The organism is Pseudonocardia sp., assembly GCF_029263155.1.
Taxonomy (GTDB): Bacteria; Actinomycetota; Actinomycetes; order Mycobacteriales; family Pseudonocardiaceae; genus Pseudonocardia.
Map to the genome: position 1 here is coordinate 1 of NZ_JAJCYB010000026.1, position 22159 is coordinate 22159.

Sequence of the window (22159 nt, forward strand, 5' to 3'; positions counted from 1 at the left end):
CGTCACCTGCCGCACCCCGGGGTGCCGCCGCAACGCCGCCACCTGCGAACTCGACCACGTCACCCCGTGGAACTGCGGCGGGCCCACCGACGAGGCCAACCTGTGCACCGCATGCACCGCCCACCATCACATGAAGGAACATCCCGGCTGGCAGGTCGTCCTCCACCCCGACCGCCGGGTCGAGTGGATCACCCCGACCGGGCACCGGTACTGGACCGAGCCCCACGACTACCGGGAGTAGGCCCGCGCGGCCACCGAGGCGACGTACCGTACCCGGTCCCGGACGGTCACGACGACGGCAGAACCGTGCCCAGGCTCCACGCGGCGACCTGGTCGACCTGCACGGCCCACGGGCGGCGCACCACCGACGCCGGCGCCACCGCGTCACCGGTGAGGGCCACGGCAGCGTTGATCAGGTAGAGCGTCGCGATCTCCTCCACCCCCAGCGCGTCGCTGCCCGCGTGGGCCTCGCCGAACCGGACCAGGGTCTCCAGCATGTACTCGATCGCGGTGCCGTGGCCGCTGGCCACGAACGACTTCACCTCCGCGGACCAGCGTTCCGGCGTGACGATCTCGCCCGCGACGATGCGGCCGCCGCACAGCAGGGTCACCGGCAACGCGTTGCCCGGATCGGCGTAGACGAAGTCCTTCACGAGCAGGCGGAGCAGGGTCTCAGGGGCGCTCACCCGCGACAAGCTACCCGGATCCGGGGTGGGTGGTGGGGTCGTATGCGCCGACCGGTCAGGCGCTCGCGGGGGTCACCGCCCGGCGGATGCCCTCCACGGTCTCGTCGCCGAGACGCTCGAACTCCATCTGCATGAGTGGGCTGCCCAGCTTGGCCACGCCGTGCAGCTCGACGGTGGCGTCGTAGGTGACCTCGCAGCCGAGCTCGTGCGGGCGGACCGTGACGTGGTCGGTGGCCGTCGCGGTGTCGTTGCGCCCGACCAACGTGAAGTGGTCGTCGCCGAGGCGCTCCAGGCGGTACTCCAGCTCGGTGCTCATCCCGAGGACCTTCGACACGTTCTGCCACCGTGCACCGGCAGCGACCGGGCCGTCGTCGATCCGGGTGCAGGTCTCCGTGCCCGGGTCCCACTTCGGCGCGTGGCCGAAGTCGGCCAGGTAGGCCAGTACCTCCGCGGCCGGCCGGGCGACGGTGAAGGTGCGGATGACGTGAACCACGGGGATCCTTCCTGCGCGGGTGCGGTCCGGCGTGGTGGACCGCGCTGGCCCCGGGCTACCCGGACGTCCCGCCGTCGACACCGGTCCCGACCACGTGGGCCCCGCGAGTAGGGGGCGCCCGGACCGGGCACCCCTGGGCGGGTGTCCGATCACGAGCGGAAGGGGAACACCGTGCCCCAGCAGGCATGGAGCGACAAGCGCGAACGGCAGTACGAGCACGTGAAGGAGTCCGCGGAGGACCGCGGGGAGCGCGAGGGCCGGGCCAAGGAGATCGCGGCGCGCACCGTCAACAAGAACCGTGCGCAGTCGGGCGAGTCCGACCAGGCGAGCCCGGTGTCCACCGACGACGTTTCGCCGCAGCACCGCGGCGGGAAGCGGTCGCACTCCGGTGCGCAGGGCCGGACCAAGGCACAGCTCTACGAGGACGCGAAACGGCAGGGCGTCGAGGGGCGATCCTCCATGTCCAAGGCGGAGCTGCAGCGGGCGGTCGACGACTGAGCCGACTCGATGGGGGTTGCCTCCCATGCCGTTGGGTGGCGTGGCCTCCACCGTGGCGCGGCGGGCGGGTCCGAGGCGGAGTGCCGGGGCAGCAGCGCGACCGCGGTGCGGTCCAGCGCGAGCGGATGGGGGGTCGCACCGCGACACCGAGCAACTCGATCAGACGCAGGACCGTGGCCGGACGGTTCGCCAGCACCAGTCGGCCACCGCGCCGTGCCACCTCGTCGGCGGTGGCCAGCAGCGAAACCATGCCGCGGGCGCCGCAGAACAGGACGCCGTCGAGGTCGATCACGACCAGCCCGGCGTCGGGCCCGGCGGCGACCACGGCGTCGAGCGCCGCCCCGAGGATCGGGGCGGTGGCGATGTCGAGCTCGCCGTCGAGCCGGAGCACCTCTGCGTCGCCGGTGCGGCAGAACCCCACCCGAAGCCTGCTCGGCCCCACTGACACTCCCACAACGGCTCGCCGGAATGAGCCGCCCGCAGGGTCAGGGGGAGCGACGACAACTGGAGATCAACCTATCAGGGCCGGGTGCGCCGGTCAGCCGACGCGCCCGGCCGGGTCAGCCCTCGGGCTGCAGGACGAAGTCGTAGCGGGCGTCCAGCCACGGCACGTCCGACGACCCGCCGTCGGGGGTGGCACCGGGCGGCCGCTCGGCGAACCGCACCACCAGCTCGGCCTTCGTGCCGAACACGACGTCGCTGTCGAGGTACTGCGCACCCTCCCGGAACAGGTGGGTGATCAGCGGGGCGTACCCGGGGACGGCGAGCAGGAAGTGCACGTGCGCGGGTCGGAAGTGGCTGATCGCGGTGCGCGAGATCAGCTCGCCGACCGGGCCGTCCATCGGGATCGCGTAGCCCAGCGGCGCGATGGTGCGCACGCAGTACGTGCCGTCCTCGCGGGTCGTGTACTTCGCCCGCAGCCGCGCCTCGTCCACGTCCAGCTGGGACTCGTAGGCGCCGTCGGTGTCGGCCTGCCACACGTCGAGCACCGCCCCGCCGACGGGCTTGCCGTCCAGGTCGCGGACGGTGCCGTGCACGTAGAGCGGCGCACCGGGGAGGCCGTCGGACATGTCCGCGCCGAAGCCCAGCTCGGGCGAGCCGTCGATGTGGAACGGTCCGAGCACGGTGGCCGGGGTGGCGGCCGGGTCGAGCCGGTTGTTCATCTGCACCACCAGCATCGACAGGCCGAGCACGTCGGAGGCGAGGATGAACTCCTCGCGCTTGTCGTCGCTGATCTGCCCGGTGCGGTTCAGCCACTGGATCGCACTCATCCACTCGGCCTCGGTGAGCCGCACCTCGCGGGCGAAGGAGTGCAGGTGCCGCACGAGTGCGGTGAGCACCTGCGCCGTGCGCGGGTCGTGCGCGGTGCCCCAGCGCGCCGCGGCCAGGTCGGTGATGTTGTCCTCGGTGACGAGCTCCATCGCTACGCGTCCTCCCGCTCGGCGCGCAGCAGGGCCGCGGCCCCGGCCATCGCGCGCATCTTCTCGTCCGCGGACTCCCGCGGCAGGTACTTCATCCCGCAGTCGGGCGCGATCACCAGCCGCTCGGGCGGCAGGTAGGGGTACGCCCGGCGCACCCGGCCGGCCACCACCTCGGCCGTCTCGGCCTCGGGGGTCGACAGGTCCACCACCCCGAGGATGATCGTCTTGCCGGCCAGGTCGGCCAGCACGCCCAGGTCCAGCCCGGACTGTGCGGTCTCGATCGAGATCTGGTCCACCGGGCACCCGGCAAGCTCGGGCAGGAACGAGTAGCCGCTGGGCCGTTCGTGGATGATCGCGGCGTAGCCGAAGCACAGGTGCACGGCGGTCGTGCCGCTCACCCCGTCGAGCGCGGCGTTCAGCGCGGCGAGCCCGTAGGCACGGGCGGCCTCGGGACGGGCCTGCAGGTAGGGCTCGTCGACCTGCACGACGTCGGCGCCCGCGGCGAACAGGTCGCGCACCTCGGCGTTGACGGCCGCCGCGTAGCCCATGGCCGCGGCCTCGGGGTCGCCGTAGTGGTCGTCCTGGGCCTGCTGGCTCATCGTGAACGGGCCGGGCACCGTGATCTTGATCGGTCGGTCGGTGTGCGCGCGGAGGAACTCCAGGTCCCGCACCTGCACCGGCTCCGGCCGGGAGATCGGCCCGACGATCCGCGGTACCGGGTTGGGGTGCCCGGAGCGGTCCAGCGCCGTGCCCGGGTTGTCGACGTCGACGCCGTCCAGCGCCGTCGCGAAGTGGTTCGAGTAGCTCTCGCGGCGCATCTCGCCGTCGGTGAGCACGTCGAGCCCGGCGCGCTCCTGGGCCCGGATCGCGAGCACGGTGGCGTCGTCCTGGGCCTGGGCGAGGTGCTCGGGCGCGGGCCGCCACAGCTCCTTGGCGCGGACGCGGGGCGGGAACCGGTCGGCGAGCCTGGCCCGGTCGATGAGCCAGTCGGGTTGGGCGTAGCTGCCGACGAGCGAGGTGAGCAGCATTCAGATCTCCAGGACGACACGGCCCGGGGCGTCCCAGACCTCGGTGACGGCGCTCAGCGGCGCCCGGGTGTGCGTGACGGTGAGCCGCCCGGCGACGGCCTCGTCGACGACGCGCACGAGCGCGTCGCGGCGCTCGGCGGTCGAGAGGGCGTTGTTGGTGTAGCCGAGCACCTGCAGCGAGCGGCTGCGCAGGGTGGCGGAGTCGAGCGGGGTGGTGTCCCCGGCCGCGCTGCCCAGGTGGACCAGGCGCCCACCGGGGCGCAGCGTCCGCGCCGCCGCGGCGGCCGGCACGCCGTAGAGCGGGTCGAGCACGAGGTCGGCGGGCCCGGCGGCCGCGGCCAGCCGGTCGCCGAGCGTGCCGGGATCGTCCCCCGGCTCGATGGCGACGGCCGCGTCCGCACCCAGCGCGAGCGCCTGCTCCCGGGCCGCCGTCGACCGTGCCACGGCGACCACCCGGCCCGCACCCGCCAGCCGCGCGAGCTGCACCCCGGCCTGCCCGACCACGCCGCCCGCGCCGAGCACGACCACCGTCTCCCCGGCGGCGAGGCGTCCGGTGGCGGTGAGCGCGCACCAGGCGGCCACGGCGGAGAGACCGAGCGCCGCGACCAGCACCGGATCGGCGCCCGCGGGCAGAGGGACGACGTCCTCGGCGGTGACGGTGGCCTGCTCGCGCATGCTGCCGTCGCCGGGGGCCATGCCGGCGGAGGTGGCGAACCAGACCGGGCGCCCGTGCGGGTCGGTGCCGACGCCCTGCACCCCGGGCACGTACGGCACGGCGGGGGAGCCGAAGTACGAGGTGCCGGTGGCGCAGAACCGGTCCAACGGGGTGATCGGTGCGGCCGCCACCCGGATCAGCACCGGGCCCACTTCCGACGAGTGGGACTCCCGTCCCCTGGGTTCGTACGGGAGTTCCACTCGTTCGAGCAGGGGCGGTTTCACCTCGCGGAGCACCGGTGCCGTGCCGGGGGTCTCCAGGACCGCGGCGCGCATCACGGCCCGTCCTCCGCGCCCGCCCCGTCGATCAAGGGCAGATGGTCGCCTGTTGATCTCTGCGCACCACCATCTGCCCTTGATCGCGGGGCTGGGCCGCCGGACCAGGGCTGCGGTGGGACCGGAACGTTGTTCACGTCCACCGAGAGGAAGATGTCGTTGCCGACGGGGCGGCGCAGCTCCTCGGCGAGCTGCCCGATCAGCCCGGCGGTGCGCGCGAGCAGCGCGAACCCGCGCAGCAGCGGCAGCGGCAGCCCCAGGTCGGCCAGCGCCGCGCCGCACACCCCGGCCCCGTTGAGCGGCAGGGTCCTGCCGAGCACCTCGTGGTGCATGCGCCCGATGGCGGCGAACAGCTCCAGGTGTGGCCCGAACTGGCCCTCCTCGCGCGCGATCTGCATCAGGCGGGGGGTGCGCGGGTCGCCGTCCTTGTGCACGTGGTGGCCCAGGCCGGGAACGAACGCGCCCGCGGCCCGCCGCGCCCGGACGGTCTCCAGCGCGAGCGCGTCCCAGCCCGCCTCGTCGGCCGGCCGCTCGACGTCGGCGAGCACCGCGTGCAGGAAGTTGCCGCAGTCCTCGGTCACGCCCAGGAACCGCGATCCTCCACCCAGCAGCCCGGCGGCCAGCGCACCCTGTACCGAGTCGGGAGCCGACAGCCACGTCAGGCGCGTGACGATCGCGGTGGGCGTGAAGCCGTGGTCGGCCAGCGCCGCGAGCACCGCCTCGAACACCCGCACCTGCCCCCGGGACGGCCGTTCCTGGGTGGCCAGCCAGAACGCCAGCTCGCCGAACCCGACCTCGCCCATCACGTCGTCGGCCAGGTCGTGGCCGAGCAGGGTGATCGTCTCGCGGGTCGAGGCGCCCAGCGCGGTCTCATACGTCATCGGTCGGGCCCCTCATCCTTCAGCCATCCCCTCAGTTCGGCGCCGTGCTCGTCGAGCCCCGGCGGGGGGAGCCGGTATCCCGCAGGCGTGGCGGAGAACGTGACCGGGTGGCGCGCCATCGGCAGCGCCCGGTCGCCCTCACCCACCTCGACGACCGGGTCGAGCCCGAACCGCTGCGCCATCGCGAACCCGCCGTCGATGGTGTTGATCGGCCCGCACGGCACCCCGGCGGCGACGAGCAGCTCGAACCACTCCTCCGCGCCCCTCGCACTCAAGGCCTCGACGAGCAGCGGCCGCAGCTCCTCGCGGTTCGCGGTGCGGTCGCGGTTGCGGGCGAAGCGCGGGTCGTCGGGGACCTCGTCGAGCCCGAGCACCACGCACAGCTTGCGGAACTGCCGGTCGTTGGCCGCGGCGACGATGAGGTCGCGGTCGGCGGTGGGCAGCGGCTCGTAGGGGAAGACGCTGGGGTGCGCGTTGCCCATCCGGTAGGGCACCACGCCGCCCGCCACGTAGGCCGAGCTGTGGTTGACCAGCCCGGACAGCGCGGAGGACAGCAGGTTGACCTCCACCTCCTGGCCCTCGCCGGTGGCGTCGCGGTGCCGCAGCGCGGCCAGGATCCCGATGACGGCGTGGTTGCCGGCCATCACGTCGAACACCGAGATGCCCGCGCGGTAGGGCGGCCCGTCCGGGTCGCCGGTGAGGCTCATCAACCCGGAGATCGCCTGCACCATGAGGTCGTAGCCGGGTACGTGGGCGCCGCCGCCGGGTCCGAACCCGCTGATCGAGGCGTAGACGGTGCGGGGGTTGGCCGCGCGGACGCTCGCCGCGTCGAGGCCGTACTTGGCCAGACCGCCGGGCTTGAAGTTCTGGATCACCACGTCGGCCCGCCGGGCCAGCTCGCGGGCGAGTGCGGCGTCGGCCTCGTCGCGCAGGTCCAGCGCGACCGAGCGCTTGCCGCGGTTGATGCCCAGGTAGTACGTGGAGACGCCCTCGCGCTCGGGCGGGATCCAGGTGCGGGTCTCGTCGCCGTCGGGGGACTCGACCTTCACCACCTCGGCGCCCAGGTCGGCCAGCAGCATGGTGGCGTAGGGGCCCGCGAGCACGCGGGAGAAGTCGGCCACGAGCACGCCGTCCAGCGGCCTCGGTGTGTCGGTCATGCACCCTCCTGGCCGCTGAACGGACAACTGTCCGTCGATCGTGCCACAGCCCCGTTCACACCGCGACGGTGATGTGCGGGACGGCATCGCGGCGCGCGAGATCGGCGCTGATCTCGCCCGCCGTGGCCAGCAGCAGCGGCAGGTGCTCGCCGAGCAGGCGCTCCAGCGGGGTCTCCGCGGCGTGGGTGTTGACGTTGAGCGCGGCCACCACGCGGCCGGTGCCGTCGCGCAGCGGCGCGGCCACCGAGCGGATGCCGAGGGCGAGCTGCTCGTCGGTGAGGGCCCAGCCCCGGGCGCGGACCTCGCGCAGCGCGGCGTCGCGCTCGGCCCGGTCGGGCTGCCAGCGGGCCACCAGCCCGGAGCGGGTGGGCTGCGCGAGCACGTCCTCGAGCTCGTCGGCCGGCAGGGCGGCCAGCAGCACCTTGCCCAGCGAGGTCGGCAGCGCCGGGAACCGGGTGCCGATCTGCACGGACAGGCCGACGATCTTCGGCACGGCGACCCGGGCCACGTAGACGACGTCGGAGCCGTCGAGCTGGGCGACCGAGCACGACTCGTTCGTGCGGGCGCACAGCTGCGCCATGTGCGGGCGGGCGAGGTCCCACAGCCCCTGCGAGCGGACGTGGGCGACGCCGAGGTCGAGCACGCGGGGGGTGAGGGCGAACGCGCCGTCGACGGTCCGGACGTAGCCCAGCTCGGCCAGCGTGAGCAGGATCCGGCGCGCGGTCGGGCGGGCCAGCCCGGTGGCGGTGGCGACCTCGGTGAGGCTCAGCGTCGACCGGCCCGCCGGGAAGGCCGTGATCACCTCCAGCCCGCGGGCCAGCGCCTCGATGAAGTCGGGCCCGGTGCCCTCGCGTGGCATGGCGCCCCCCGTTCGGCCGATGGTGGTCCGGAGGCTACCCGCTCCGTCCGCCATCCGGACAGCATGTCGACCGGATGGTCGCGCTGCGTCTTGACAGTGCGGACCACGGCCCAGCACAGTACGGGCGACCGTAGAGCGGACATGTGTCCGCCGTGGGACCGATTGTCGAGGGACGAGGTGTCGTGATGGAAGACCGCACGCCGGTGGTGCTGCGTGGCGGCACAGTGCTCGCCGTCGACGACGCCCACAGCGTCCTGCCCGGCACCGACGTGCTCGTCGTCGACGACCGGATCGCCGCGGTCGGCCCGGCGCTGGAGGTCCCGGCCGGCACGCGCGAGATCGACGCCCGCGACGGCATCGTCATGCCCGGCATGGTGGACACCCACCGGCACATGTGGCAGACCGCGATGCGCGGCTACGGCGCGGACTGGACGCTCACCCAGTACTTCGTCTGGTACTACCTGGAGTCCGGGAAGCACTTCCGCCCGCAGGACGTGCGCGCGGGCAACCTGCTCGCCGCCGCCGAGGCCCTCGACGCCGGTGTCACCACGGTGGTCGACTGGTCGCACGGCCTGCAGACCGTGGACCACGCCGAGGCCGCCGTCGACGCGTTGCGCGCGGTCCCCGGCCGGAACATCCTCGCCTACGGCAACATCCAACAGGCGCCGTGGGAGTGGTCGGCGTCGAGCGACTTCCAGGCGTTCGCCCGCCGGCAGATCGACGCCCGCGACGACATGCTCGGCTTCCAGATGGCCTTCGACGTCACCGGCGACCCGTCCTTCCCGGAGCGGGCGGCCTACGAGGTGGCCCGTGAGCTGGGGGTGCCGGTCACCACCCACGCCGGGGTCTGGGGCGCCACCAACGACGACGGCATCCGGCTCGCCCACGAAGCGGGCCTCCTCGACCCGAGCCACATCTTCGTGCACGCCGCCACCCTGAGCGCCGACAGCTACCACCGCATCGCCGCCACCGGCGGGTCGGTGTCGGTCTCGACGGAGAGCGAGCAGAGCGCCGGGCAGGGCTACCCGCCCACGTGGGTGCTGCGGGCGCACGGCATCCCGGTGTCGCTGTCGATGGACACCAGCGTGTGGTGGAGCGGCGACCTGTTCTCCGCCATGCGCACCACCCTGGGCGCGGACCGTTCCCACGAGCACATGGACGCCCACGCCAAGGGCGAGACGATCACCTGCTGCACCCTGCGCGCCGACCAGGTCGTCGACTGGGCCACCCGCGGCGGCGCCCGCGCGCTGGGCCGCACCGACCTCGGCAGCGTCGCCGTCGGGCAGAAGGCGGACCTGGTGCTGATCAAGAACGAGCACTCGCCGGTGTCGTTCCCGGTGCTCAACCCGCACGGCCACGTCGCGTTCCAGGCCCAGCGCGGCGACGTGCACACCGTGCTTGTCGACGGGCGCGTGGTGAAGTCCGAGCACCGGCTCGTCGGTGTGGACCTGCCCGGGATCCGCCGCGAGGTGGAGGCGACCGTCGAGTACCTGCGGTCCACGATGGGTGAGCAGGCCTGGACCGCGGGGATGAACCCCGAGGTCCCGGAGACGAAGATCCTCGACAACCCCTACACCTACACCGACTACGCCAGCGGGGCCACGCACGGCCAGGGCTGACGCGCCACGTCAACCCCGGGATCACGGAGCGGTCAGGACGCGGCGGCCGTCGTGCCCTCGACGGGAGCGGGTGCCGGGTCGCCGAGCCGTTCCAGCAGGGCGGGGGTGACGCCGCGGTAGGCGGCCGGGTCGATCGGGTTGAGCCAGTGCGAGGCCCGCACCCGTGCGGGGATCTGCAGGCGCAGGTCGCCCAGCACCTCGTCGACGTTGTGCATCGAGAACGGGATGATCTTCGTGCCGCGGCAGTGGTGGGTGCTCGTGGCCTCGTCCATGAACGCGAGCTGGTCGGCGACGGCCTGCCGCATCGCGTCGTCGTCCGGCAGCGGCACGGCGCCGGCGAGGTCGGCCGCGATCCAGACCGCGGCCATCTCGGCGTTGAGCGGGCTGAAGAACGACGAGTTGTACCCGTTGAAGTACAGCCCGGGCACGCCGACCGGCCGGATCTGGCGGTAGAGCGCGAAGTTGCCGCGCTCGTCGAACAGCCGCTGCTGCACGTCGTCGCCGAGGAAGGGCACGCCCTGGGAGAACCCGGTGGCGCAGATGACGAGGTCGGCGGGCAGCACCGTGGCGTCGCTCAGCTCCGCGTGCGGAGCCCCGTCACGGGCCAGCAGGCGGGTGATCGTGCGGTCGCGGTGGATGCGGATCGAGCCGTCGGCCACACCCTCGTAGAACCCCTCGGTGGCCAGGCCGATGGCGCCCTTGACGATGTCCTCCATCGCCCCGGCCGGCACCAGGTCGTGGCGGGCCAGCCCGAACTGGCGCACCGACACCGTGCCCAGCGAGTTGAGCAGCCGCCGCCGCACGCCGTTGCCCGGGCCGTGCAGGAACTTCTCGACTCCCCGGATTCGGATGTAGCGGAACAGTGCCTCGCCCATGCGGGTGAGCAGCAGCATCTTGAAGTTGACCGTCCCGGCGATCCTGCGTGGCACCTTCCACAGGATCTGCCGGGCGATCACGTCGGTGCTGGCCGCGACCTCGCTGATCGGCACCGTGACGTCGCACGCCGACTTCCCGTAGCCGACGACGAGCACGTGCTTGCCGCGCGCGTCCTGCGCGTCGTGGAACTCGGTGCCCGCGCACAGCCGGCCGCCGGCCGCGGTGAACTCCTCGACGCCCGGGTAGTCCGGCATCGCGGGCTCGCAGAACACCCCGTTGGCGACGACGAGCCGGTCGAAGTGCTCGTCCGACCCCTCGACGGTGAGCACCCAGCCCTCGCCGTCCGGTCGGGCCGCGCCGACCTCGGTGCCCAGCCGGGGGCGCACGCCGAACTCCGCGGCGTACGCGACGAGCCAGGCCTGCACCTGCTCGCCGGTCGGCCACTCGGGCAGGTCCCCGGGCATCGGGAAGTCCGAGAGCGAGTACTGCGCGCGCGGGCTCTGCGTGGTGAGCCCGGGGTAGCGGCGGGTGGCGCTCCACACGCCGCCGACGTCGGGCGCCTTCTCGTAGACGGTGACGTCGTGCCCGGCCTGCAGCAGGACCTTGGCGGTACAGAGCCCGGCGACGCCCGCGCCGATGATCGCGATGCGCATCGCTCAGCCCCCCTGCGGCGGGAGCCGGAGCTCGATGCCGAAGTCGGCCATGATCCCCTGCAGCACCGCGAGGTCCTTCGGCCCCGGCGGCAGGTCGGCCAGCGCCTGGTAGTAGCGCTCCAGCCCGGCCGGCGAGACCACGGAGATCACGCGCGACTCCTCGGCGTAGGGGTTGCGGAAGGTGTGCACCACGTCGCGGGGGAGGAACAGGTAGTCGCCCTGGCCCAGCACGAAGTCCTCGCCGCCCAGGTGCACGTCCAGCCGCCCGGTGAGGCAGATGAACGACTCGTCCTCCCGGGTGTGGACGTGCGGGGGCGGCCCGTTCGTCTGCGGGGGGATCGCGTACTCGAACATCGAGTACGCGTCGTGCGTCGACTTGCCGTCGGTCTTCTTCGTGATGCCCAGACCGATCGCCGGGATCTGCTGACCGTCGCGCGACCGGAGCATGTATCCGCCACCGAGGCTCACCGTGGTCTCCTTCGACGTGGTGGTGTGAGGGGCCACAGCGTGCGGTTCGCATCCGGAACCCGACAAACGCCCGTCCCGCTCTCCGGGACTATTTCTAGCGGCGGGTGGAGTACGCGCGGCTGGCCGCGGCCGCGGCCAGCCGCACGGCGGGCCCGATCCGGTCGGGCCGGACCATGGCCGTCGGCCCGGTGACCGACAGCGCCGCCACCACGTCGCCGAGCGGCCCGAACACCGGCGCGGCCACGCAGCTCACGCCGATGTTGCCCTCCTCGCGGTCGACCGCCCAGCCGCGGTCGGGGATCGCGGCCAGCTCGCGCAGCACCGCCTCGCGGGTGGTGAGCGTGCGCGGCGTGCGGGGGACCAGGCCCGCGGCGAGGACCGCCTCGACGGTGGCGACGTCGCTGTAGGCGAGGATCGCCCGGCCCAGCCCGGAGCAGTGCACCGGGATCGTCCCGCCCACCTGCGAGAGCATCGGCATCGGCCGGTGCCCGGTGATCTTCTCGACGACGAGCACCTGCGTGCCGTCCAGGACGCCGAGCTGCACGGTCGTCTTGGTGGCCGTGTGCAGGTCCTGCAGGAACGGCAGCACCGCCTCGCGCAGCTCGTGGCGCACCGGGGCCAGGCCGGAGAGCTCGAAGAGGCGGTTGCCGATGCGGTAGCGATCGCGCGGCTTGTCCAGCCAGCCCAGCTCGATCATCTTCGCCGCGGTCCGGTGCGTCGTGGAGCGCGGCATCCCGCTGCGCGAGACCAGCGCGGCCAGCGTCAGCTCGCGGTGCGTGGCGTCGAAGGCGCCCAGCACGGCGGCGACGCGGTCGAGCGCGCCCGTACCCGAACCGTCGTCCCGCTCAGCGGGACTCACGGTCGACTCCGGCGCGCCACGCGGTGAGGCTAGCGCGGTGACCACACGCACTGCACTCGTCGGCGGCGGGGCCTCCGGCATCGGCCACGCCGTCGCGGCGCAGCTCGCGAAGGACGGCTACCGGGTGGTGATCACCGGGCGCCGCCCCGACGCGCTGGACGCCGCCGTGAGCGCGCTGGGCGGCGGTGATGTGAGCGCGCTGGTCAACGACATGGCCGACCCGGACGCCGCCGCGGCCGCGCTGGCCGAGGTGCAGCGCCGCCACGGCGCGCTCGACGTGCTCGTGCTCAACGCGGGCGGCCCGCCGCCCGGCCGCATCCTCGACGTCACCGACGACCAGTGGCAGCAGGCGTTCGCGCTGCTGCTGCTCGGGCCGCTGCGGCTGGCCCGGCTCGCCCTGCCGCGCATGGCCGAGCGCGGGTTCGGCCGGGTGGTCGTCGTGACGTCGACGGCGGTGCGCCGGCCGCAGCCGGACCTCGCGGCGTCGGTGGTGCTGCGCTCGGCCGTCACCGCGGCGGCCACGCTGCTGTCGCGGGAGTTCGCGGCGCACGGCGTCACCGTCAACTGCGTGGCGCCCGGACCGACCGACACCGCGCGGCGCCGGGAGATCCTCGCGTCCCGGGGTGCCGACGCCGACCAGGCGGATCTGGCCGTCGTTCCCGCCGGTCGCGCGGGACGACCCGAGGAGATCGCGGCTGCGGTGGCGTTCCTCGCGACGGAGGCGGCGGGTTACGTGAACGGGACCGTGCTCACGGTCGACGGCGGACGGACGGAGACGACATGAGGGGGACGATCTAGTGGCCGAGTCGGGACCGGACTTCCGGATGGCCGAGTTCCTCGGCGCCCTCTCGGCCACCGTGCCGGTGGGCACCGCGCGCCCGATCGTGGTGCGCGCCACCGAGCTGCAGACCCTGCCCGCCGGGCAGGTGCACAACCCCACCACGCTCTCGATCGCCGGGACGCTCCCGACCACGACGTTCGAGATCTTCCGGCAGACCATCCCGCCGGGCGAGAGCTCGGACATGCAGCGCCACCACCACGAGACCGTGCACTTCGTGATCTCCGGTGAGGGGCACAGCGAGGTCGAGGACGACACCGCGACCTGGGCGGGCGGCGACTTCGTCTACACCCCGCCGTGGACCTGGCACCGGCACTTCAACGACTCCACCGAGCACCCCGTGGAGTTCCTGACCATCGAGAACTCGCGGCTGCTCGGGCTGCTCGGCGTGGGGCGACGGCAGAGCGCCGGCCTCGTGTCGGTCGCGGAGGCCCGGGCGATGTTCACAGAGGAGAGCGCGTGATCCCCGACCACATCAGCATCTGGGGCGAGCTGGCCGACGTCGACCACGAGCTGCGCCACGTCGACGTCGCCGGGGTCCGCACCCGCGTGCTGCAGGCCGGTTCCGGACCCGATCTCGTGCTGCTGCACGGCACCGGCGGGCACCTGGAGGCTTACGCCCGCGACCTCGCGGGGCTCGCGCGCGACTTCCGCGTCACCGCCTACGACATGGTCGGCCACGGCTGGTCCGACCTGCCCGACACCCCGTACACGATCGACGTGCTCTCCGACCACCTGCTGGGCACGATGGACGCCCTGGGCATCGGATCGGCGCACCTGTCGGGGGAGTCGCTGGGCGGCTGGGTGACGGCGTGGACCGCGGCGTACCACCCGGACCGCGTCGAGCGGCTGGTGCTCAACACACCGGGCAACATCGCGAACAAGCCCGCGGTGATGGCGAGGATGCGCGACAGCACCCGGGGCGCCGTACGGGACCCGAGCTACGACACCGTGCGCGCGCGGGTGGAGTTCCTGTTCCACCACAAGGACATGGTCACCGACGAGCTCGTGAACCTGCGGCGCGGCGTCTACACGCGCCCGGGCTTCCTTCGGTCGGTGGAGAACATCCTCGTGCTGCAGGACCCGTTGGTGCGCAAGGACTTCGCCTGGGACCCGTCCTGGGTCGGGAAGATCACGGCGCCCACGCTGCTGCTGTGGACCGAGCACGACCCCACCGGCGGGCTCGACGAGGCCGACCTGCTGGTGGAGTGGCTGCCCGACGCCCGCCTGCACGTGATCGCCGACGCCGGGCACTGGCCGCAGTGGGAGAAGGTCGAGGAGTACCTGGCCGTGCACCGCGAGTTCCTGCTCGGTGACTCGTGAGCGAGATCGTCGGCTTCGTCGGGATGTCGCACTCCCCGTTCGCGACGATGACGCCGCCGTCGGGGCCGGGGGAGCCCGGCGGGGCGTTCGTCGCCGACGCGGCACGCGTGGCCACCGCTGTCCAGGCGCTGGCGCCCGACGCGGTCGTCGTCGTCGGCCCGGACCACTTCCACGGCAACTTCTACGACGTGATGCCGCCGTTCGTGCTCGGGGTGGAGGAGGTCGTCGCGTTCGGCGACTTCGGCACCACGGCGGGCCCGCTGCCGGTCGCGTCGGCGCTGGCCTGGTCGGTCCGCGACGGGCTCGCGGCGTCCGGCTTCGACGTCTCGCTGTCCTACTCGCTGACCGTCGACCACGGCGTCGTGCAGGGCTACGAGATGGCGACCGGTGGCACGACGGTCCCGCTGGTCCCGCTGGTGGTCAACACGGCCGGCCCGCCGCTGCCGGACCTGCGCCGCTGCGTGGCGCTCGGCCGGGCGCTGGGTGCGGCGATCCGCGGGTCCGCCGACGCGGGCCGGGTGCTCGTCGTCGCCAGCGGGGGGCTGTCGCACTGGCTGCCGCCCAACGACCCGCGCGACCCGGCGGTGGTCGGCGCGCGGCGGGAGTCGGTGATCCACGGGCGGCGCGACGTGCACGCCGTCGCCGCCGCGCGCGAGCCGCGGGTGCGCGCGATGGGCGGCGACCCCGGCGCCCGGGTCAACGCCGCGTGGGACGCCTGGTTCCTCGACCGGCTCGCCGCGGGCGACGCGGGCGCCGTCGCCGCTCTGGGCGACGCGGCGCTGGAGGAGCAGGCCGGCAGCGGCGGGCACGAGGTCCGGGCATGGCTGATCGGGCAGGTGGCCGTCGGGCGCCCGCTGGTGTGGACCAGCTACGAGCCCGTGCCGGAGTGGATCACCGGGATGGGGATCGGCACCACGTTCCCGGTGGGGTGACCGGGAAGCAGGCCGCCGCCCTGCTCAGCCCCGGCCGATGAACGGCATGGTGGTGGCGGTGATCGTGAGGAACTGGACGTTGGCATCGAGGGGGAGCCCGGCCATGTAGCGCACGGCGTCCGCGACGTGCTGGGCGTCGAAGGTGGGTTCCGGGCGGATGCTGCCGTCGGCCTGGCGCGCGCCCTGGGCGATCCCACTGGTCATGTCGGTGGCCGCGTTGCCGATGTCGATCTGCCCGCAGGCGATGCCGAACGGGCGCCCGTCCAGCGACAGCGACCTGGTCAGCCCGGTCACCGCGTGCTTGGTCGCGGTGTAGGCGATGCTGCCGGGTCGCGGGACGTGGGCCGAGATCGAGCCGTTGTTGATGATCCGCCCACCTTGCGGGGTCTGGGCGCGCATCCGGGCGAAGGCCTCGCGGGCGCAGAGGAACGCCCCCGTCAGGTTCGCGTCGACGGTGGCCCGCCAGTCGTCGACGTCGATCTCGTCCGGGGTGCCCGCCGGGCCGAAGCGGCCCGCGTTGTTCACCAGCAGGTCCACCCGGCCCCACGCGTCGACGACCGTTCCGAACAGCGCGGCGACCGACCCGGCGTCGGCGACGTCGGTCGGGACGACGAGCGCGTCGGGACTCCCGTCGGCGGTCCCGGCCAGCGGCTCGACGCGCCGCCCGGCCAGCGCGACGCGGTGGCCGTCGTCGAGCAGGGTGCGGGCGACGACGCGGCCGAGGCCGCTTCCGGCACCGGTGACGATCGCGACCGGCTGGGCCATGACGGGCTCCTCGTCGCTGCGGGGTTCGGGTACGGCGATTGTGCCGTGCCGATGTCGTTCGCGCGCCGCACCGGCACTCGCGCGCCGCCGCCAGCGCGCGAGGCCCGGATCAGCGCGCGAACCGGGATGCGGCGAACACCCGACCGGGGGAGCGGCCATGCTGGTCGGCATGCGACGGACCGGGGTGCTCGTGCTGGGCGGCACGGGGGAGGCGCGCAGGCTCGCCGCCGCCCTCGTCGCCGAGCCGGGCCTGCACGTCGTGTCGTCGCTGGCCGGGCGGGTGCGGGAGCCCCTGCTGCCACCCGGCGAGGTGCGGATCGGCGGGTTCGGCGGGCCGCAGGCGCTGGCGGCGTGGCTGCGGGAGCGGGGCACCGCGGCCGTCGTCGACGCCACGCATCCCTTCGCCGCCCGGATGAGCGCGCACGCGGTGGCCGCCTGCACCGCAGGCCGGGTGCCGCTGCTCGTGCTGCGTCGTCCCGGCTGGCCACCGCAGCCGGAGTGGATCGTCGTCGACTCCCTCGACGAGGCCGCGGCCCTGCTCCCCGGCCTCGGCGAGCGGGTGTTCCTGACCACCGGCCGGGGCGGGCTCGCCGCGTTCGCGGGGTCGGACCGGTGGTTCCTGGTCCGGTCGATCGACCCGCCGGAGCCGCCGGTGCCGCGCCGGATGCACGTGCTGCTCGGGCGCGGCCCGTTCACCGTCGACGACGAGCGCGCGCTGCTGCGCGCCCACGCGATCGACGTGCTGGTGACCAAGGACAGCGGAGGGCCGGACGCCAAGCTGGTGGCCGCGCGCGCGGAAGGGGTGCGCGTCGTGGTGCAGCGCCGCCCGCCCGTGCCCGACGGCGTGGCCGTCGTGGACTCCGTGCCGCGGGCGCTGACGTGGCTCCGGGATACGGTCGCCCAGTGCGCACCCTCTACGTGATCGGCATCGGCGCGGGTGATCCCGAGCACCTCACCCTCGCCGCGATCTCGGCCATGAACCGGGTGGACGTGTTCTTCACGATCGACAAGGGCGAGCAGAAGTCCGATCTCGCCGGGCTGCGGGCCGAGCTGCTGGCCCGCCACGTCACCCGGCCGCACCGGGTCGTGACGGCCGCCGACCCGCCGCGCGACCGGCGGGCGGCCGGCTACACCGACGCCGTGGCCGACTGGCAGGGCCGTCGCGAGGCCGTCTACGCCGACATGATCGACACCGGCCTGGTCGACGGGGAGAGCGGCGGCTTCCTGGTCTGGGGCGACCCCGCACTCTACGACGGCACGCTGCGCATCCTGGAGCGCGTCGCCGCCGTGGCACCGGGCACGATCGAGATCGTCTCGATCCCGGGCATCAGCAGCGTCCAGGCCCTCGCGGCCCGGCACCGGCTGATCCTCAACCGGATCGGCTCGCCGTTCCTCGTCACCACCGGGCGGCGGCTCGCGGCCGAGGGCATGCCCGCGGCCGTCGACGACGTCGTGGTCATGCTCGACGCGCACCACGCGTTCGCCGCGCTGCCCGACACCGATCTCGACATCTTCTGGGGCGCCTACCTCGGCACCCCCGACGAGGTGCTCGCTCACGGCGACCTGCAGCAGGTCAAGGACGACATCCGCCGGGTGTGGGCGGACTGTCGTGAACGCAAGGGCTGGATCATGGACACCTACCTGCTGCGCAGGCGGCGATAGCTCGGTCCCGACGCGGGTGCGGGGGTCCGGCCCCCCGGCCGGACCCCCGCACGTTCCCGAACAGACGCGCCGCGCCCACCACGAAGCGACGTGCTTAAGTTAGCCTCACCTCACGGTCCCCGCAAGACCCAATTCGCCGGCCGGTGGGTCTCGGGGACGCGAGCTCCTACCGCGGCCCGCGGGCTCGGAGCTAGGGTGAGTCGTGTCGCCGACCCACGCCTGCGCCGACGTCCTGCGTTCCCGCCTCGGCGCCGACGCCGTCCGCGACCGCATGATCGACCGGCTGGCCTGGGCCAACGACGCCTCGCACTACCTGCTGGTGCCCTCGGCCGTGGCCACCCCGACCGACCGCCACGACGTGGCCCGCCTGCTGGCCGCGTGCACGGCCGCCCGCGCCCCGGTCACGTTCCGCTCGGGCGGCACGAGCCTGTCCGGCCAGGGCGTCACCGACGGCGTGCTGGCCGACACCCGCCGCCACTTCCGCGACATCGAGGTGCTCGACGGCGGCAAGCGGGTGCGCGTCGGCCCGGGCGCCACCATCCGCGCCGTCAACGCCCGGCTCGCCCCGCACGGCTACAAGCTCGGGCCCGATCCGGCGAGCGAGTCGGCCGCCACCGTCGGCGGGGTGATCGCCAACAACTCCTCCGGCATGGCGTGCGGCACCGCGCTCAACACCTACCGCACGCTGGAGTCGGTGGTGGCGGTGCTGCCCGGCGGCACCGTCGTCGACACCGGGCTGCCCGACGCGGACCGGGCGCTCGCCGCCGCCGAGCCGGAGCTGGTCGCCGGGCTGCTGCGGCTGCGGGACCGCGTCCGCGGCAACCCCGGCTCGGTCGCGCTGATCGAACGCCAGTTCTCGATGAAGAACACGATGGGCTACGGGCTCAACTCCTTCCTCGACCACGACGGCCCGGCCGCCCTGCTGGCCCACCTGCTCGTCGGCAGCGAGGGCACCCTCGCGTTCGTCGCCGAGGCCACGTTCGCCACGGTGCCCGTGCTGGCGCACGCGCTGACCGGCCTGCTCGTCTTCGACGACCTCGACCGGGCCAGCGCCGCGCTGCCGGCACTCGTCGACAGCGGGGCGGCCACGATCGAGCTGCTCGACGCCGTGGCGCTTCGGGTCGGGCAGCGCGACGCGCCGAAGGAGGACCTGCTGGGTCGCCTGGAGATCGACGCGCACACCGCGCTGCTCGTCGAGTACCAGGAGGCCAGTGCCGCGGAGCTGGACGAGCGCGGCCGGATCGCTGCGGCGGCCGGTGCTGATCTCCCGGTGGTGGAGCCGATGGCGCTGTCGTCCGACGCCGCCGGCCGCGCGCGGCTCTGGCACATGCGCAAGGGCCTCTACGCCGCCGTGAACGGCGCCCGCCCGCCGGGCACGGCCGCGCTGCTGGAGGACATCGTCGTGCCGGTGCCCGCGCTGCTACCCACCTGCCAGGCGCTGACGGAGCTGTTCGACCGCCATCGCTACTCCGACAGCGTGATCTTCGGCCACGCCAAGGACGGCAACCTGCACTTCATGCTCGTCGAGACCTTCTCCGGCGACATGGGCCGCTACCTGGCGTTCACCGAGGACATGGTGACGCTGATCCTGGAGCAGGGCGGCAACCTCAAGGCCGAGCACGGCACCGGCCGGATGATGGCGCCGTTCGTCCGCCGCCAGTACGGCGACGAGCTCTACGACGTGATGCGCGAGCTCAAGACGCTGTTGGACCCCGCGAACATCCTGAACCCGGGCGTGATCATCTCGACCGACGAGCTGGCGCACGTGCACCACCTCAAGTCCGCGCCCGCCGTCGAGGAAGAGGTGGACCGGTGCGTCGAGTGCGGCTTCTGCGAGCCGGTCTGTCCGAGCAAGGACCTGACGACCACTCCCCGGCAGCGGATCGTGCTGCGCCGCGCTGCCGAGCGGGCCCGTGCCGAGGGCGACTCGGCGACGCTGCGCGAGCTGGAGCGCGACGAGGGCTACGCGGTCGTCGACACGTGCGCGGTGGACGGGATGTGCCAGACGGCGTGCCCGGTGCACATCAACACCGGCGACCTGGTGCGGCGGCTGCGGGCTGCGCGGACCGGTCCGGTCGCCGACCGGGCCTGGACGGTGGCGTCGAAGCACTGGGGTGGGGTCACCCGGGCCGCGTCCGCGGGCCTGACCGCCGCCGCGCGGATCTCCCCGCGGGTTCCCACGGCGCTGAGCCGCCTGGGTGGCAAGGCGGGCCTGCCGCAGTGGAGCGCGGACCTGCCCCGCGGTGGGTCGCCCCGCGTCGCCCCGCGCGACCCCGGCGCGGAGGCGGTGCTGTTCGCCTCCTGCGTGAGCACGATGTTCGGCGGGGACGGCGACGGCGCCGGGCCGGCGCTGGCGGCGCTCGCGACGCGGGCCGGGGTGCCGCTGACCGGCCCGGACGGCCTCGACGCGCTGTGCTGCGGCACGCCGTGGAAGTCGAAGGGGCTGTCGGGCTACGCGGACGTGCGGGAGAAGGCCGTGGCGGCGCTGTGGGCGGCCACCGACTCCGGTCGGCTGCCGGTGGTGTGTGACGCGTCGTCGTGCACCGAGGGGCTCGCCGACGCCGCCGGTGACCGGATGCGGGTCCTCGACGGGGTGCAGTTCGTCGCCGAGGCGCTGCTGCCCCGGCTCACCGTGCACCGGCGGATCGCGCGCCTGGCCCTGCACCCCACCTGCTCGTCGACGCGCCTGGGCATCGATGCCCACCTGCGCGCGGTGGCCGCGGCCGTCGCCGAGGAGGTGGTGGTGCCTTTCGCGTGGAGCTGCTGCGCGTTCGCCGGGGACCGCGGCATGCTGCGGCCCGAGCTGACCGCCAGCGCCACCCGGGCCCAGGCGCAGGAGGTGGCCGCGGGCGGGTTCGACGCGCACGCCTCCTGCAACCGCACCTGCGAAATCGGCATGACCCGCGCCACCGGGTCGACCTACCGTCACGTCCTGGAGCTGCTGGAGGAGGCGACCCGGTAGCCGCCCCGGCCGTGCAGGAGGAACCTGATGACTCTCGACCACTGCAGTGACGTCGCGGCGGCGTCCTGGATCGCGGAGTCCGCGACGCCGGCGATGCAGCTGATCGCCTTCGGTCCGGCGGGCTACGAGGCGTACGTCCGTGTCCGTTTCATCCGGGATCCCGAGGTGCCCGGTCAGTCCGAGGCCGACGTCGTCGTCGGCCACGACCACCCGTCGGACCTCTCGCAGGCCCGCAGGGCGCTCCACGACCTCGCCCGGTTCACGTCCACCCCCGAGCACTGCTACTTCTGCCTCTGGGAGGGCTACTCCGACATCCCCCTTCCGCGCGAGGTGCGCGACGGCCCGCTGGTCACCCTGCCGCACCGGCGCTACGCCCTGCTCCGCGGTCCGCTGGCCGCCATCGACCGGTGGGAGCATGAGTTGGGTGCCGGCCAGCCGATCGCCCCGCCGGCGTTCGTGTGGCCCGCCGACCGCTCCTGGTGCCTGGCCAGTGACGTCGACCCCCATTGGGCGGGCATCGGGGGCTCGCGTGCCGCGATGGACGCCCTGCTCGCCGATCCCCGGCTCGACGCCGTCGTCGCTCGGCCGACCGAAATCCAGCCCGAGTACGGCTGACCCGCTCGCGGTCCGTGGCGTTGGACGGGCACTCGGTCTCGGAACCGGCGACTTCCCGGCCATCAGGTGAACCGCTCGGGTGTCGGTGGGTCGTCCTCCACCGGATCGTCGCAGCGCTGGTTCCGCTCCTCGGCGGGGCGTCTGCGGCGTTGGGCCGGCCGGGTTCGGGGTTCGGTGACCTTCCGGCGGTTCAGGTGAACCGTTGCGGGGGTGGTCGGCCTCTACCGACCCGCGACCGGGGCCCGCCCGCGGTGCCGGGCGGGCCAGGCTCGGGCGGGCCCGGCGACCGCCCGGGGGTTCAGGTGAACCGCGTTCCGGTGGGGAGTGGTCGGCTTCTACCGAAGTGCTGCCGCGCCGATTCCGTTCCTCGGCGCTGGCGCGCCTGCGGTACGGATCGACTTGCCACCGAATGAAACCACTCGATCCCCGTAGCGGGTCGGGTCGGCCGCTCCCGTACGGCGTCGATCTCCCGATCGTAGTGGGTCGCCGAATGGTCGACCCGTGTCGACAAGCGGCATCTTCACGCAGGTCAGTGGCGGTATAGTAGAACACATGTTCCCATCCGTCGCCGCGC

The 22159-nt window shown here is 73.8% G+C and carries 23 protein-coding genes and 1 pseudogene; 11 read left to right on the plus strand and 13 right to left on the minus strand.

Annotated elements, in window-relative coordinates:
• Positions 1-241, plus strand: a 241-nt coding sequence (locus tag Q1K26_RS04075; protein ID WP_300007796.1) for an HNH endonuclease signature motif containing protein, incomplete at its 5' end; no start/stop codon positions are given.
• A 46-nt stretch (positions 242-287) separates the two neighbouring features.
• Here Q1K26_RS04075 and Q1K26_RS04080 read toward each other — a convergent pair.
• Positions 288-686 (minus strand): hypothetical protein, encoded by a 399-nt coding sequence (locus Q1K26_RS04080; RefSeq protein WP_300007797.1) that lies wholly within the window; start codon positions 684-686, stop codon positions 288-290.
• 55 nt (positions 687-741) lie between these two features.
• Positions 742-1179 (minus strand): SRPBCC family protein, encoded by a 438-nt coding sequence (locus Q1K26_RS04085; protein WP_300007798.1) that lies wholly within the window; start codon positions 1177-1179, stop codon positions 742-744.
• A gap of 171 nt (positions 1180-1350) precedes the next feature.
• On the opposite strand from Q1K26_RS04085, the gene Q1K26_RS04090 reads away from it, so the two are divergent.
• On the plus strand, positions 1351-1677 hold the full coding sequence (locus Q1K26_RS04090; RefSeq protein ID WP_300007799.1) for a plasmid stabilization protein: 327 nt from the start codon (positions 1351-1353) through the stop codon (positions 1675-1677).
• A gap of 151 nt (positions 1678-1828) precedes the next feature.
• Here the strand turns inward: Q1K26_RS04090 and Q1K26_RS28660 are convergent.
• The 7 genes and pseudogenes from Q1K26_RS28660 to Q1K26_RS04120 all read right to left on the minus strand — a co-directional run.
• A pseudogene (locus tag Q1K26_RS28660) lies at positions 1829-2131 on the minus strand (STAS domain-containing protein); the annotation flags it as partial.
• Between the two features lie 106 nt (positions 2132-2237).
• Complete coding sequence (locus Q1K26_RS04095; RefSeq protein ID WP_300007800.1) at positions 2238-3098, minus strand: dioxygenase; 861 nt, start codon at positions 3096-3098, stop codon at positions 2238-2240.
• 2 nt (positions 3099-3100) lie between these two features.
• Positions 3101-4126 carry a 5-methyltetrahydropteroyltriglutamate--homocysteine methyltransferase gene (locus Q1K26_RS04100; RefSeq protein ID WP_300007801.1) on the minus strand — a complete coding sequence of 342 codons (1026 nt, stop codon included), beginning with the start codon at positions 4124-4126 and terminating at the stop codon, positions 3101-3103.
• Positions 4127-5116, minus strand: a complete 990-nt coding sequence (locus Q1K26_RS04105) for a zinc-binding alcohol dehydrogenase family protein (RefSeq protein WP_300007818.1) — start codon at positions 5114-5116, stop codon at positions 4127-4129.
• On the minus strand, positions 5116-5997 hold the full coding sequence (locus Q1K26_RS04110; protein ID WP_300007802.1) for a citryl-CoA lyase: 882 nt from the start codon (positions 5995-5997) through the stop codon (positions 5116-5118). Before Q1K26_RS04110 ends, Q1K26_RS04105 begins: the two co-directional genes overlap by 1 nt.
• Complete coding sequence (locus tag Q1K26_RS04115) at positions 5994-7154, minus strand: CoA transferase (RefSeq protein WP_300007803.1); 1161 nt, start codon at positions 7152-7154, stop codon at positions 5994-5996. The genes Q1K26_RS04110 and Q1K26_RS04115 overlap by 4 nt, the downstream gene beginning before the upstream one ends.
• Before the next feature lie 55 nt (positions 7155-7209).
• On the minus strand, positions 7210-8013 hold the full coding sequence (locus Q1K26_RS04120) for an IclR family transcriptional regulator C-terminal domain-containing protein (RefSeq protein ID WP_300007804.1): 804 nt from the start codon (positions 8011-8013) through the stop codon (positions 7210-7212).
• Between the two features lie 185 nt (positions 8014-8198).
• Between Q1K26_RS04120 and Q1K26_RS04125 the strand changes: the two genes are divergently transcribed.
• A complete protein-coding gene (locus tag Q1K26_RS04125) occupies positions 8199-9632 on the plus strand; it encodes an amidohydrolase family protein (RefSeq protein ID WP_300007805.1) in 1434 nt (477 codons plus the stop codon).
• Positions 9633-9664: 32 nt separating this feature from the next.
• Here the strand turns inward: Q1K26_RS04125 and Q1K26_RS04130 are convergent, their stop codons facing one another.
• The 3 genes from Q1K26_RS04130 to Q1K26_RS04140 all read right to left on the minus strand — a co-directional run bounded on the left by Q1K26_RS04130 (position 9665) and on the right by Q1K26_RS04140 (position 12488).
• Positions 9665-11161: an NAD(P)/FAD-dependent oxidoreductase gene (locus Q1K26_RS04130; RefSeq protein WP_300007806.1), complete on the minus strand. Its 1497-nt coding sequence runs from the start codon at positions 11159-11161 to the stop codon at positions 9665-9667.
• Between the two features lie 3 nt (positions 11162-11164).
• Positions 11165-11629, minus strand: coding sequence for a cupin domain-containing protein (locus Q1K26_RS04135; protein ID WP_300007807.1), 465 nt, complete (start codon positions 11627-11629; stop codon positions 11165-11167).
• Positions 11630-11723: 94 nt separating this feature from the next.
• Positions 11724-12488 (minus strand): IclR family transcriptional regulator, encoded by a 765-nt coding sequence (locus tag Q1K26_RS04140; protein ID WP_300007808.1) that lies wholly within the window; start codon positions 12486-12488, stop codon positions 11724-11726.
• Positions 12489-12525: 37 nt separating this feature from the next.
• Here Q1K26_RS04140 and Q1K26_RS04145 point away from each other — a divergent pair, with 37 nt between their 5' ends.
• From Q1K26_RS04145 to Q1K26_RS04160, 4 genes are read left to right on the plus strand one after another with little or no spacing between them, the layout of a single operon-like run.
• Entirely contained in the window at positions 12526-13272 is a 747-nt protein-coding gene (locus Q1K26_RS04145) for an SDR family oxidoreductase (protein ID WP_300007809.1), read from the plus strand.
• Between the two features lie 13 nt (positions 13273-13285).
• Positions 13286-13789, plus strand: coding sequence for a cupin domain-containing protein (locus tag Q1K26_RS04150; protein ID WP_300007810.1), 504 nt, complete (start codon positions 13286-13288; stop codon positions 13787-13789).
• Complete coding sequence (locus tag Q1K26_RS04155) at positions 13786-14649, plus strand: alpha/beta fold hydrolase (RefSeq protein WP_300007811.1); 864 nt, start codon at positions 13786-13788, stop codon at positions 14647-14649. The genes Q1K26_RS04150 and Q1K26_RS04155 overlap by 4 nt, the downstream gene beginning before the upstream one ends.
• Positions 14646-15581: a 2,3-dihydroxyphenylpropionate 1,2-dioxygenase gene (locus Q1K26_RS04160; RefSeq protein ID WP_300007812.1), complete on the plus strand. Its 936-nt coding sequence runs from the start codon at positions 14646-14648 to the stop codon at positions 15579-15581. The genes Q1K26_RS04155 and Q1K26_RS04160 overlap by 4 nt, the downstream gene beginning before the upstream one ends.
• A gap of 24 nt (positions 15582-15605) precedes the next feature.
• Here Q1K26_RS04160 and Q1K26_RS04165 read toward each other — a convergent pair whose 3' ends face one another.
• Positions 15606-16346: an SDR family oxidoreductase gene (locus Q1K26_RS04165; RefSeq protein WP_300007813.1), complete on the minus strand. Its 741-nt coding sequence runs from the start codon at positions 16344-16346 to the stop codon at positions 15606-15608.
• 157 nt (positions 16347-16503) lie between these two features.
• On the opposite strand from Q1K26_RS04165, the gene Q1K26_RS04170 reads away from it, so the two are divergent.
• The 4 genes from Q1K26_RS04170 to Q1K26_RS04185 all read left to right on the plus strand — a co-directional run bounded on the left by Q1K26_RS04170 (position 16504) and on the right by Q1K26_RS04185 (position 21585).
• Complete coding sequence (locus Q1K26_RS04170) at positions 16504-17268, plus strand: cobalt-precorrin-6A reductase (RefSeq protein WP_300007814.1); 765 nt, start codon at positions 16504-16506, stop codon at positions 17266-17268.
• Positions 17250-18008, plus strand: coding sequence for a precorrin-6A synthase (deacetylating) (gene cobF, locus Q1K26_RS04175; RefSeq protein ID WP_300007815.1), 759 nt, complete (start codon positions 17250-17252; stop codon positions 18006-18008). The genes Q1K26_RS04170 and cobF overlap by 19 nt, the downstream gene beginning before the upstream one ends.
• A 202-nt stretch (positions 18009-18210) precedes the next feature.
• Positions 18211-20970, plus strand: coding sequence for an FAD-binding and (Fe-S)-binding domain-containing protein (locus tag Q1K26_RS04180; protein ID WP_300007816.1), 2760 nt, complete (start codon positions 18211-18213; stop codon positions 20968-20970).
• A 27-nt stretch (positions 20971-20997) separates the two neighbouring features.
• On the plus strand, positions 20998-21585 hold the full coding sequence (locus Q1K26_RS04185) for a hypothetical protein (RefSeq protein WP_300007817.1): 588 nt from the start codon (positions 20998-21000) through the stop codon (positions 21583-21585).
• Positions 21586-22159: the final 574 nt, after the last annotated feature.